At 66.0% G+C, this 11,355-nt stretch carries 11 protein-coding genes; 9 read left to right on the top strand and 2 right to left on the bottom strand.

The annotated features are described in order from the left end of the window. Positions 1–121 precede the first annotated feature (121 nt). Together HMPREF3227_RS08890 and HMPREF3227_RS08885 are read right to left on the bottom strand one after the other, a co-directional pair. A complete protein-coding gene (locus tag HMPREF3227_RS08890; protein ID WP_066512289.1) occupies positions 122–877 on the bottom strand; it encodes a hypothetical protein in 756 nt (251 codons plus the stop codon). 18 nt (positions 878–895) lie between these two features. Next, complete coding sequence (locus tag HMPREF3227_RS08885) at positions 896–1,711, bottom strand: RecB family exonuclease (RefSeq protein WP_066512283.1); 816 nt, start codon at positions 1,709–1,711, stop codon at positions 896–898. Between the two features lie 48 nt (positions 1,712–1,759). On the opposite strand from HMPREF3227_RS08885, the gene HMPREF3227_RS08880 reads away from it, so the two are divergent. From HMPREF3227_RS08880 to tatA, 9 genes are all read left to right on the top strand, one after another. After that, positions 1,760–3,007, top strand: a complete 1,248-nt coding sequence (locus HMPREF3227_RS08880) for a M18 family aminopeptidase (protein WP_066512280.1) — start codon at positions 1,760–1,762, stop codon at positions 3,005–3,007. A 29-nt stretch (positions 3,008–3,036) separates the two neighbouring features. Continuing rightward, positions 3,037–3,873, top strand: coding sequence for a tRNA (adenine-N1)-methyltransferase (locus HMPREF3227_RS08875; protein ID WP_066488184.1), 837 nt, complete (start codon positions 3,037–3,039; stop codon positions 3,871–3,873). A gap of 131 nt (positions 3,874–4,004) precedes the next feature. After that, positions 4,005–5,621, top strand: a complete 1,617-nt coding sequence (gene arc, locus HMPREF3227_RS08870; RefSeq protein ID WP_082723231.1) for a proteasome ATPase — start codon at positions 4,005–4,007, stop codon at positions 5,619–5,621. Next, the gene (dop, locus tag HMPREF3227_RS08865) at positions 5,606–7,162 is read left to right on the top strand and encodes a depupylase/deamidase Dop (RefSeq protein ID WP_066512277.1); all 1,557 of its coding nucleotides are present in this window, start codon (positions 5,606–5,608) and stop codon (positions 7,160–7,162) included. The genes arc and dop overlap by 16 nt, the downstream gene beginning before the upstream one ends. Before the next feature lie 20 nt (positions 7,163–7,182). Beyond that, entirely contained in the window at positions 7,183–7,371 is a 189-nt protein-coding gene (locus tag HMPREF3227_RS08860; RefSeq protein ID WP_066488174.1) for a ubiquitin-like protein Pup, read from the top strand. Between the two features lie 5 nt (positions 7,372–7,376). Next, positions 7,377–8,765, top strand: a complete 1,389-nt coding sequence (pafA, locus tag HMPREF3227_RS08855) for a Pup--protein ligase (RefSeq protein WP_066512275.1) — start codon at positions 7,377–7,379, stop codon at positions 8,763–8,765. A gap of 58 nt (positions 8,766–8,823) precedes the next feature. After that, positions 8,824–9,801 (top strand): helix-turn-helix transcriptional regulator, encoded by a 978-nt coding sequence (locus HMPREF3227_RS08850; protein ID WP_066488171.1) that lies wholly within the window; start codon positions 8,824–8,826, stop codon positions 9,799–9,801. A gap of 5 nt (positions 9,802–9,806) precedes the next feature. Then, positions 9,807–10,913, top strand: coding sequence for a helix-turn-helix transcriptional regulator (locus HMPREF3227_RS08845; RefSeq protein WP_066512270.1), 1,107 nt, complete (start codon positions 9,807–9,809; stop codon positions 10,911–10,913). A gap of 69 nt (positions 10,914–10,982) precedes the next feature. Beyond that, on the top strand, positions 10,983–11,336 hold the full coding sequence (gene tatA / locus HMPREF3227_RS08840) for a Sec-independent protein translocase subunit TatA (RefSeq protein ID WP_066488161.1): 354 nt from the start codon (positions 10,983–10,985) through the stop codon (positions 11,334–11,336). Positions 11,337–11,355 lie beyond the last annotated feature (19 nt).

Below are 11,355 nucleotides of genomic sequence, written 5' to 3'. Positions count from 1 at the left end.
CATATTTTCCTGTGGACAACCTGCGCCGGTTGCCAAATGCAGTGGGCAAAATCGGCCCAGTTATCCACAGAAACTAACGCTTCTCACGAGCATCTCAGTTTTACCGGCGCGTTCACGCCGGTCAGCGGCGTGCGCTCGCGGCCACGCAGCGCACGCCCAACGGCGTGAGCGTCACGCGCCACTTGGGCTCGTCGGCGTAGAGCCCAATCCGATTAACATGCACGAGCCCGGCGGAATCAAGCTCGCGGAGGGAAGGGGCGGCATCGGAAAGCGGGGTGCCGGTGACGCGACTCAAGGCCTTGGCGGAAATCTCCCCGCCGTCCACCGCGCCGATGCCGTGCAGCCCGGCGAGGAGCACATGGTGGCGGTCGACGAGCTCGAGGAGCTCGGGAGTCACGCCCTCCAAGCTGTGCGACAGCCGCCGAACCCGGCGCGCCCCAATGCGCTGGAGCCAGCGGACTTGAAGGTGTGCGCCCCACGCGAGGCCGAGTGTGGCGTAGAGGCCAGCGCCGGCGGAGACGAGGAGGAGGGGCGGTTCGAGCTCGAGGTGGGGCAGGGTGGGCTCAATGAGTCCGTAGAGCGGGCCGATGGGGATGAGTGGCGCGATCCAGGAGTACTTGTACCAGAACGAGTAGTCTTCATCGCGAAATTCCGTGAATTGCGGTGCGACCATGGGGTAGCGGCGGATAATCCACACGGCACCGGCGACGGCGAGGACAAGCCCAAGGACGAGCAGTGGAATGGAGTGTAGCGAGAGCGCGCCGAAGGCCACGCCAGCAGGGATGGTGGGCACGAGCCATGTCGCGAAAGAAGGCAGATTACGGCTGCGGTAATAGTCAACCTCGTGGGGCTGGAAACGCTCTAACTCCTCACTCATGGTGAAGGAGGTTATCACCTAGTCGGCGGTGGACCCAGGCCATCCCGGGTACTCGGGCGGCACGCCGTCGAAGGCGGGGCAAAGCGCCTGGAAGGAGCACCAGCCGCACAGCTTGGAGGTCTTGGGCCGGAAGTCGCCGGACTTGCCGTCGCCTTCGATCTTGGCCCACAACTCGCCCAGATCACGCTCGAAGTACTCGAGCTCCTCGCGATGGGGAGCGAGGAACATCGAGTCGAGCACCTTGAGATACATCAGGCGCAGCTGAGAGGGAATGGTGTCAAAAAGACGCCAGTAGACGAGCGCGTAAAAGCGCATCTGGAACTGCGCGTCTTGTGACCACTGAGGCTTGGGCTTTTTGCCCGTCTTGTAGTCGACGACGCGGACCTCGCCCGTGGGCGCGACGTCCACGCGGTCGATGAATCCGCGCACGGGCACGCCGTTAGGCAGGACTGTGTCGACATACATCTCGCATTCGTGGGCGTCGAAGCCCTGTGGGTTTTCCATCTGGAAGTAGCCGCGCAGGAGCGTCCACGCCTCGTTGAGGAAGCGGGAGGTCTCACCCTCGGGTACGACCTCGGCCACCGCAGGGTCTTCGCACATTTTCTCCCACTCCGGCTTTATCCGCGCGACGGCCGCTTCAAACGTGCGCTCCTCACGCGGGGCCTGGTGAGTGTGCTCGAGCACCGCGTGGACGAGCGTGCCTTTGACCTGTGCCTCGGTCTTGGGCTCCGGCAGGCGGTCGATGGCGCGGAAGCGGTAGAGCAGCGGGCACTGCTTGTAGTCGCTCGCGCGCGAGGGGGACAGGGCCAGGGGGCGGGGTGTCGAAGAAGTCATGGTGGATCTCTACTCTAATGCGCTGCCAAACGTGGCAAGCTAGAGGGCATGAGTTACGCAGAGGATTTTATTGATTTCATTGCCGCCTCGCCGTCGAGCTACCACGCCGCCCACGAGGTCGCGCGCCAGCTCGTCGAGGCAGGCTTTACCCAACAGGACGAGGCCGCCGAGTGGTCCGCCGCACCCGGCGGGCACTTCCTCATCCGGGGCGGCGCCGTGATGGCGTGGTTCGTCCCGTCCCATGCCTCCCAAGACAGCGCCTTCAAAATCGTCGGATCCCACACCGACTCGCCGGGCCTGGCGCTCAAGCCCACCCCGGACTTCCAGAACGCCGGTTGGTCCCAGGTCGCCGTGGAGGTCTACGGCGGCGCGCTACTGCACACCTGGTTCGACCGCGAGCTCACCGCCGCGGGCCAGGTCGTCACCAAGGACGGGACGCAGCACCTCGTCACCACCGGCCCGGTCCTGCGCCTGCCCTCGCTGGCCATCCACCTCTACCGCTCCGACGAGTTCAAGCCGGACCGCCAGGCCCACATGCAGCCGGTGCTCACAACGGCTGAGGGGTCCATCCTCGACGTCGTCGCTGCCCAGGCGGGCATCCAGCGCGAGGATATCGCCGCGTTCAACCTCATTACTGCCGATGCCGCCCGCGGCGCCGTCTTCGGTCCCCGCAACGAGTTCATCGCTGCAGGCCGCATGGATAACTTGAGCTCGGTTTACGCCTCGCTCGTCGCGCTGCTGAACGCCGCGACGTCCTATGACGGCACCGACGTGCTCGTCATGGCCGCCTTCGACCACGAGGAGGTTGGCTCGTCGTCGCGCTTCGGTGCGGCGGGCCCCATCCTCGCCGACGTCCTCGACCGCACGGGCCGCGCTTTAGGGGCAGATGAGGAGGTGCTCCACCAGATGTACGCGCGTTCCTCGTGCGTGTCTGCCGATGCCGCCCACTCCGTCCACCCCAACTACGCGGGCAAGCATGACCCGGGCCACCATCCCATCATCGGCGGCGGCCCCGTGACCAAGGTCAACGGCAACCAGCGCTATGCTTCCGATGCCACCACGGTCGCCTTGTGGGAGTCCGCCTGCGCCCGGGCCGGGGTTCCGGTCCAGCGGTTTGTGGGCAATAACGATGTGCCGTGCGGCTCGACCATTGGCCCGATCACGGCGACGCGCCTGGGCATCGACACCGTGGACGTGGGCGTGCCCATGCTGTCCATGCACTCGGCGCGCGAGATGGTCGGCGTCGACGACCAAGTGTGGCTCTCCCAGGGCCTTGAGGCATACTGGGTAGGTTAGTTTCACCCATCTCGAGGAGAGAACCGCCCATGCCTTATTCCGGCCCGTTCCACTACGGCGACCGCGTCCAGCTCACGGACGCCAAGCGCCGCCACTACACCCAGGTCCTGGAAGAGGGCGGGGAGTTCCACTCGCACAAGGGCCTTATCAAGCACTCCGACATCGTCGGATTGGACGAAGGTTCCGTGGTCCGTTCCACGCTGGGCTCGGACTTCCTGCTCTTCCGCCACCTCCTCGTCGACCACGTGCTGTCCATGCCCCGCGGCGCGGCCGTCATCTACCCGAAGGACGCGGCGCAGATCCTCGTCGAGGGCGACATCTTTATGGGCGCCCGCGTCTTCGAGGCTGGCGCTGGCTCCGGCGCGCTGTCGATGTCGCTGCTGCGTGCCGTAGGTCCTGAGGGCCACGTCTACTCCTACGAGATTCGCGAAGACCACCTCGAGTTCGCCGTGAACAACGTGCAGGAATACTTCGGCGAGCAGCCCGAATGGTGGACCCCGCGCTTGGGCGACCTCGGCGACGTGAAGGTCGAAGACTTGGGCGGCCCCGTCGACCGCGTCATCCTCGACATGGTCGAGCCGTGGCACTACCTGGACACCGTGCGCGACATCCTCATCCCGGGCGGCGTGTTCATGACCTACGTGGCGACGGTGCCGCAGCTCATGAACGTCATGGAGGGCATCCGCGAGCTCAAGTGCTTCACCGAGCCGAAGGCGTGGGAGTCCCTCGTGCGCGAGTGGAAGGTCGAGGGCCTGGCCACCCGCCCGGAGCACCGCATGAACGCACACACTGCGTTCCTCGTGTGGACCCGCCGCCTGGCCGACGGCGTCACGCCGCCGCGCCCGCAGCGCCGCGCCCGCAAGTAGTCCGGCACGCCGGACGACGCAGAACCCGTAGAACCGCCGCCTGGTCTGCGGGTTTCGCGATCCTGGGCCGCCGGTCCGCCACGATAGGGGTGCCTTACCAGGGTGACGCAGCCGCGCGCTAGGGTGGAGATATGAATGACGCCACTTCCTCGCATCAGAGTAGACACGTCAGAGAGGCACGCACGGCGACCAACCTGCGCGAGTCCGCCGAGCTTAAGCGCCACATCGAGCAGTTATCCACCCGCAACACCAAACTCGCGGGCCTGCTCCACGAGGCCCGCACGAAACTGGGCGAGCTCGCCGCGGACTTGAACGCGCTGGCCGAGCCCGCTTCCACGTACGGCACGTTCCTGCGTTATTCCAGCGCACCGCGTGGCGAGGACGGCCGCCAGGACGCCGAGGTCTACACCAACGGCCGGCGGATGCGTCTTAAGGTCGCGCCCCAGGTCGAGCCGGGCAGCCTCCAGCCGGGGGAGTCCGTACGCCTGGGCGACGGCTTCATCGTCGTGGAAGCTTGCGGCATCGAGCCGACGGGCACGCTCGTGAGCCTCGTCGAGGTCCTCGACACCGAGCACGCTGTCATCGCCACCCCCTCGGGCGACGAGCACGTCGTGCTGCTTGCCCAGCCACTGCGCGGCGCCGCCCGCGCCGGGGACAACGTCCTCGTGGATCTCAAGGCTGGCGTCGCGTTCCAGGCCATTGAGAAAACCGAGGTCTCCCAGCTCTCGCTGGAGGAAGTCCCGGACGTCCACTTCGAGGACATCGGCGGCCTTGACGCCCAGATTTCCCAGATCCGTGACGCCGTCGAGCTGCCTTTCCTCCACCCGGACCTCTACCGCGAGTTCGACCTCCACCCGCCCAAGGGCGTGCTGCTTTACGGCCCGCCGGGCTGCGGTAAAACGCTCATCGCAAAGGCTGTCGCGAATTCGCTCTCGGCGTCGCTCGGCGCGTCCGCTCCGAGTTATTTCATTAACGTCAAGGGCCCCGAGCTGCTCAACAAGTATGTGGGCGAGACCGAGCGCCGCATTCGCCTCATCTTCGAGCGCGCCCGCGAGCTCGCCAGCGGGGGCGACCGCCCGGTCATCGTCTTCTTCGACGAGATGGAGTCCATCTTCCGCACCCGCGGCACGGGCGTGTCCTCGGACATGGAGACCACCGTCGTCCCGCAGCTGCTCACGGAGCTCGACGGCGTGGAAGACCTGCGCAACGTCATCGTCATCGGCGCGACCAATCGCGAAGAGCTCATTGATCCGGCGATCATGCGCCCGGGCCGTCTCGACATCAAGATTCGCGTCAGCCGCCCGACGCGGCAGGGCGCCCGCGAGATCTTCGCGCGCCACTTCCCGGACACCGTGCCGCATGCCCAGCCCGTGGACGATCTCATCGACGCCGCGGTGGGAGAGCTCTACGCCGACCGTCCCTTCGTCGCCCTGCACTTCGTGGGCGTCGACGAGCCGGGCGTGCTGCACTACCGCGACTTCGTCTCTGGCGCGATGATCGCCAATATCATTTCGCGCGCGAAGAAGCTCGCCATCAAGGAGGCCCTCGGCGCTGGCACGCCCGCCGCCATGTCCAGCGCGCACTTGCACCAGGCCATCGCCGCCGAGCAGGCCGAAAGCGAGCACCTGCCCACCTCCACGAACCCGGACGAGTGGGCGCGCATCGCGGGCAACGGCTCGCGCAGCGGCCGGTCCATTGAACGCGTCGAACTACTCGGATTCAGGAGCCCGACATGGCACAGCAACTAGAGAGCACGCGCGTCCCGCGTTTTATGGGCACGGAGACCGAATACGGCATCTCGTGCCCCACGAACCCGGCGCTGTCACCCATCGTCACCTCAACGCACGCCGTCGTCGCCTACGGCGCGCTGCACACCACCGCGCGCTCGCGCTGGGATTTTGCCGAGGAACACCCGCTGCGCGATCAGCGCGGCTTTGATCTCAAGCGCTACCAGACCGTGCCCGTGGTCGATCCCAACGCCATCGGCGTCGCCAACGTCGTGCCCAGCAATGGCGCACGTTTTTACGTCGACCACGCTCACCCAGAGTATTCCTCGCCGGAATGCCTCGGCGCGTGGGACGCGATGGTCTACGACGCGGCTGGAGACGTGCTTGCGCGGCGCGCTCTGGCCGGAGTGGCCGAGCTCTACGAGGAAAACAACTCCATCCTCCAGGGCCACGAGCCCTGCCCGCCGCTGCGCTTCTACAAGAACAACGTCGACGGCAAGGGCGCCTCGTACGGCGCGCACGAGAACTACCTCTATAACCGGGACACCGACTTTGACCGGCTCGCGCACGCACTCATCCCATTTTTCGTCGCGCGCCAGGTGCTCACCGGCGCCGGCCGCGTGGGCCTAGGCCACGATGGCGACAGGCCGGGTTTCCAGATTTCCCAGCGCGCGGACTACATCGAGCAAGAGATTTCGCTGGAGACGACGCTCAACCGCGGCATCATCAACACCCGCGACGAGCCCCACGCCGAGGCCGGCCGCTTCGGCCGCCTCCACGTCATCATTGGCGACGCGAACTGCTCGCAGACCTCGGCGCTGCTCAAGCTCGGCACGACCTCGCTCGTCCTCGACGCCATCGAGGACGGCGTGGACTTTTCCGACCTTCAGCTTGCCGATGCCGTCTCCGAGGTCGCCGCAGTCTCCCACGACGTCTCCTTGACGCACCGTCTCGTGCTGGGGGATGGCCGCGAACTCACGGCGCTGGAGCTGCTGGGGGAGTACCGCGCCCGCATCACCCCGCGCACCGCGGCGGACGAGAAGGTCATCGCCGCCTGGGACGAGGCAGCGGGCCTACTCGCCGAGGACCCGCTTAAAGCTGCGCACTTGCTCGACTGGGTCGCCAAGTGGCGACTCATCAAGGCCTTCCTCGACCGCGGCATAGACCCGGACAACCCGAAGCTCGCGGCCATCGACATCCAGTACGCGGATATCGACCCGGCGAAGTCGCTCTACCACGCGCTCGTGCGCAAAGGCCAGATGCGCACGCTCGTCACCGACGCCGAACTCGAGCGCGCCTCGGTGACCCCTCCGCGCGAGACTCGCGCCTACTTCCGGGGTCGCGTCACCGAGAAGTTCGGTGACGCCGTCGTCGCGGCCAGCTGGCAAAACGTCACGCTGCGCGCGAAGGACAGCTACGCCCTGTTCCACCTCGACGAGGTCGACGCCGCGACGGGACCTGACATCATCGCGGCCCTCGAGGACACACCCGCCGGCGATGTCCACGCCCTTCTGGGGGCGCTCGCCAAGGCTGGCCTCAACCCCGAGTATCGTCATCTATAACCCAACCTCAAGGAGAAATCATGGCTGACAAGCAATCCCAGATCTCTGGCGGCGGTGCCGGCGAGGACGACGCCCTGGAGGGGGCATCGGCAAGCCAGGCGCAGATTAATACGGCAGGCACGGACGACTTGCTCGACGAGATCGACGGCCTGCTCGAGTCCAACGCCGAGGAATTCGTGCGCTCCTACGTGCAAAAGGGCGGCCAGTAAGCCTCATGAGCGTGCATTACCGCCGGATTATGGGCGTGGAGACGGAGTACGGCATCACGGCGCGCACACCTGCGGGAAGCCGCCAACTTCACCCGGATGAGATCGCGCGCGAGCTCTTTCGCCCGGTCATCGACGAGTATTCTTCGTCGAACGTCTTCGTGCCCAACGCCTCGCGTCTCTACCTCGACGTGGGCTCGCACCCTGAGGTCGCCACGGCCGAGTGCGACTCGCTGAGCCAGCTGCTCGCCTACGAGCGCGCCGGGGACGTCATGGTCGACCGCCTCGCGCGTCAGGCCGAGGACGCCACCGGCGCGCAGGTCTACCTGTTTAAGAACAACGTGGACTCCGCGGGCAATTCCTACGGCTGCCACGAGAATTACCTCGTGGGCCGCGACCTCGTTCTGCGCGACCTGGGTCGTGCGCTCCTGCCGTTTATGATTACCCGCCAGCTCATCTGCGGCGCCGGGCTTATCCAGCCGGCCAAGGGCGACCAGCCTGCGCAGTTCCTGCTCTCGCAGCGCGCGGACCAGGTCTGGGAGGGCGTGTCCTCCGCGACGACACGTTCGCGGCCGATCATCAATACGCGCGACGAGCCCCACGGCGACTCCGCACGCTTCCGCCGCATGCACGTCATCGTTGGTGACTCGAACATGGCCGAGCCCACGTTCGCGCTGAAAGTCGGCACGACGCTGCTCATGCTTGAGATGATCGAAGCCGGCTTCGAGCTGCCTAACCTGGAAATCGTCGAGCCTATCGCCCGGATCCGCGACATTGCGCGCGACACCACGGGCCGCACGGTCCTGGAGCTCGCGTCCGGCGGCACCATCACCGCGCTCGAGGTCCAGCAGGCGCTTCACGCCCGCGCCGTCGAGTGGCTCGCGCAGCGCCCAGACGAGGGCACTCCGCGCACCGAACTCGAGCGCGTGGTTAAGCTGTGGGGCCGCGTCCTCGACGCGCTGGAATCCGGCGACCTGTCCGACGTTGCACAGGACGTCGACTGGATCATCAAACTCCAGCTCCTCGAGCGCTACCGCGATCGCCTGGGCGGGGACTGGGGCCATCCCAAGCTCGCGCAGGTCGACCTCACGTACCACGACATCCGCCCGGGCCGCGGGCTGTACTCCGTCCTGGAATCCCGCGGGCTCATTAACCGCTGGACCACCGATGCCGCCATCACCCGCGCCGTCGACACCGCCCCGCCCACCACGCGCGCGTGGCTGCGTGGGCAATTCCTCGCCAAGGCGAAGGAGACCGGCGCGAACTACACCGTGGACTGGACGCGCATGAAGGTCAACCGGCCCGAAGCGCGGGTGGAGGAATTTAGCGATCCCTTCATTTCGGCGGACGCGCGCCTCGACGCGCTGCTAGAGTACATGGACGTACACGCCCGTTAACTTGCCGAATAACGGATAACCGACGCTCCCCACCACCACTTTTCTTGGAAGGCACTCCATGTCGCGGTACGACGACGCAGTAGAACGCATGACCCGGCTCACCTTCGTGCTTCTTGGCGCGGCTGAGCATAGCCGCAACCCGGAGCGCTCCGCCGCGTGGATTATCGAACACGTCGAAGGCTATAGCGAGTCCAAAGAACCCAGCACCATGCTCAAGCGTGATGCTAAGGACCTGCACCGCGTGGGCGTGCCTATCCATCGCCGTTCTGGCGGCGGCGACGAGAACACGCTCTACCGCATCGACCGGGACAGCTACCGCCTGCCGGAAATTTCGTTTACGGCGGAGGAGGCCCTCGCGCTCTCGCTCATCCGCGGCTTCAACCAGTTTGGCGAGTTGTCCCGCTACTCCGATACCGGCTGGGCCAAGATGGCCGCCGCCGGCGTGACCTCAGCTCCTGGCGCCGAGGAGCACCCGCTTCAGCACGTCCTCGCCACCAACGACCTCAATCGTCTACGCGCCGAAGACTTCTACATGCTCGTCAACGCCGTCGAGCGTTCCTACCGCATCAGCTTCCACTACCGCGCCACGCCCACCACGCCGCTCACCAAGCGCCGGATGGATCTGTGGGGCATGGTGACCCAGGGCGGCCGCGTCTATCTCGTCGGCTTCGACATCGACCGTCAGGCCCCGCGCGCATTCCGCATCACCCGCCTGCGCGAGGTCGCCCTCCAGCGCAAGAGCCCCGAATTTACCCAGCCCACAGCGCCGCTCGACGATATCGTTGCGGACATCTTGCAGCCGCACGACCTCATCGATGCCGTCCTCGAGATCCCCGAAGGCACCGCCCAGGAGCTCGCCGTGCGCGGCACCCGCCGCCCCGACGGCCGCTACGCGCTCACGGGCGTTTCGCTCGACTGGCTTACCCGCACCGCCGTCGGTTTTGCGCCCGAAGTCGATATCCTCGAGCCCGCCGCCGCGCGCGAGCGCGTGCGCGAACTGCTCCAGGCCGCCCCAACCACTACCGAGGAGGACTAATCGCCATGTCCACGAATCTCGATAAGAACCAAACCCTGGTGCGGTGGCTCAACCTCGTGCCGTACTTCCGCAATAAGCCGGAGGCGTCCATCTTCGAAGCAGCCCAAGACCTCAACATGGATGCCAAAGAGGTCAAGAGCGCCCTCGACGCGCTCACGACCACCGGCGTTGGCTCGTACACGGAAGAGATGCTCGACCTCATCGTCGACTACCGCGGCGTCAATATCCTCAATGATCAGGGTCTGGACAAGCCGCTGCGCTTGACCCCCACGGAGGCCGGTACGTTCCTCCTTAGCCTCGAGGCCCTCGAGGCCATCCCGGGCCTCGTCGACGCCGACGCCGTGCGCTCCGCCGCGGCCAAGCTGCGTGCCGTCCTCGACGAGCGCGGCGTGGGCATCTACGACTCCGCCGCGGAGCCCGACCCTGTCGAGTCGCCCCTGCAAGCCCAGCTTGCCGATGCCCTCCGCGACGGCGTCCAAGTTGCCTTCACGTACTGGGCCGCCTCGAGCGATACCACTTCGCACCGCACCGTCTCGCCCGCCCAAATCTATGTCCGGGAGGGGGAGAGCTACCTCATCGCGTGGCAAGAGGACCGCGGCGCTCACCGCACGTTCCGCCTCGACCGCATGCGCGACCTGCAGGTGCTCGACACGCCCGCCACGCCGCACAAGGACGAGCTCGAGTTCGATGCCGAGGATCCTTTCGGCTATGACCGCTACGAAGAGGCTGTCCTCGACATCCACCCGGACGCGACGTGGTTGGCCGAACACTATGACATTGAGTTCCACATCGTCGACTCGGATGACCGCGTTGTCGAGGGTGAGTTCGCACGCGTCGTGGATTCGGCTGCCCTCGATGCCGAGCTCTCCAGCGCTGACGATGACGGTTACGACCCGGACGATCCGGATGACGCGCCCATCGATGACCCGCTGCCGCAGCTGGCTACCGCCTCCGATGGTTGGGTGCGCGCCACGATGCCCGTCGCCTCCGAGGAATGGATGGTGCGTTTTTGCTTGGGGCAAGCTGACAGATTGCGGGTAATTGGCCCCCAAAAGTTGGTTGATGCTGTTGCTCGCGCCGCGTCTGCGGCCCGCGCCCGTTATACTCAATAAACGTTTCACCCCGGTCGTCGACACCGTCATGACGCCGCCGGATTAACTACCACTGAAAGAGGTCTTGCAATGGGCAGGATTGGCGCTCCCGAGATTATCATCATCGTCCTCATCATCGTTTTGCTCTTCGGCGCGAAGAAGCTGCCGGACTTGGCCCGCTCGCTGGGCCGCTCCATGCGCATCATCAAGTCTGAGGTCAACGAGATGAACAACGACAATGATCGTCCCTCGAGCGACCTCGAGCAGAACCAGCTCCCGCAGGGCCAACAGCAGTTCCAGCAGACCGCGCAGCAGAACTTCACGCAGCAGCCCCAGGCCCAGCAACCACTGCCGCCGCAGCAGCCCAACTACGGCTCTACTGGCAATTACCAGGGCGGCGACTACGGCCAGGCGCCGCAGCAACAGCAGAACCCGAACGCCTAAGGCAGGCGTGCTCCAGTTC

This window comes from Corynebacterium sp. CMW7794, assembly GCF_001563605.1.
Taxonomy (GTDB): Bacteria; Actinomycetota; Actinomycetes; order Mycobacteriales; family Mycobacteriaceae; genus Corynebacterium; species Corynebacterium phoceense.
This window is presented reverse-complemented; position numbering and strand designations above follow the sequence as displayed.

Coding starts and splice junctions, on each gene's coding strand:
- HMPREF3227_RS08890 (WP_066512289.1), bottom strand. CDS start 877: ATGAGTGAGGAGTTAGAGCGTTTCCAGCCCCACGAGGTTGACTATTAC.
- HMPREF3227_RS08885 (WP_066512283.1), bottom strand. CDS start 1,711: ATGACTTCTTCGACACCCCGCCCCCTGGCCCTGTCCCCCTCGCGCGCG.
- HMPREF3227_RS08880 (WP_066512280.1), top strand. CDS start 1,760: ATGAGTTACGCAGAGGATTTTATTGATTTCATTGCCGCCTCGCCGTCG.
- HMPREF3227_RS08875 (WP_066488184.1), top strand. CDS start 3,037: ATGCCTTATTCCGGCCCGTTCCACTACGGCGACCGCGTCCAGCTCACG.
- arc (WP_082723231.1), top strand. CDS start 4,005: ATGAATGACGCCACTTCCTCGCATCAGAGTAGACACGTCAGAGAGGCA.
- dop (WP_066512277.1), top strand. CDS start 5,606: ATGGCACAGCAACTAGAGAGCACGCGCGTCCCGCGTTTTATGGGCACG.
- HMPREF3227_RS08860 (WP_066488174.1), top strand. CDS start 7,183: ATGGCTGACAAGCAATCCCAGATCTCTGGCGGCGGTGCCGGCGAGGAC.
- pafA (WP_066512275.1), top strand. CDS start 7,377: ATGAGCGTGCATTACCGCCGGATTATGGGCGTGGAGACGGAGTACGGC.
- HMPREF3227_RS08850 (WP_066488171.1), top strand. CDS start 8,824: ATGTCGCGGTACGACGACGCAGTAGAACGCATGACCCGGCTCACCTTC.
- HMPREF3227_RS08845 (WP_066512270.1), top strand. CDS start 9,807: ATGTCCACGAATCTCGATAAGAACCAAACCCTGGTGCGGTGGCTCAAC.
- tatA (WP_066488161.1), top strand. CDS start 10,983: ATGGGCAGGATTGGCGCTCCCGAGATTATCATCATCGTCCTCATCATC.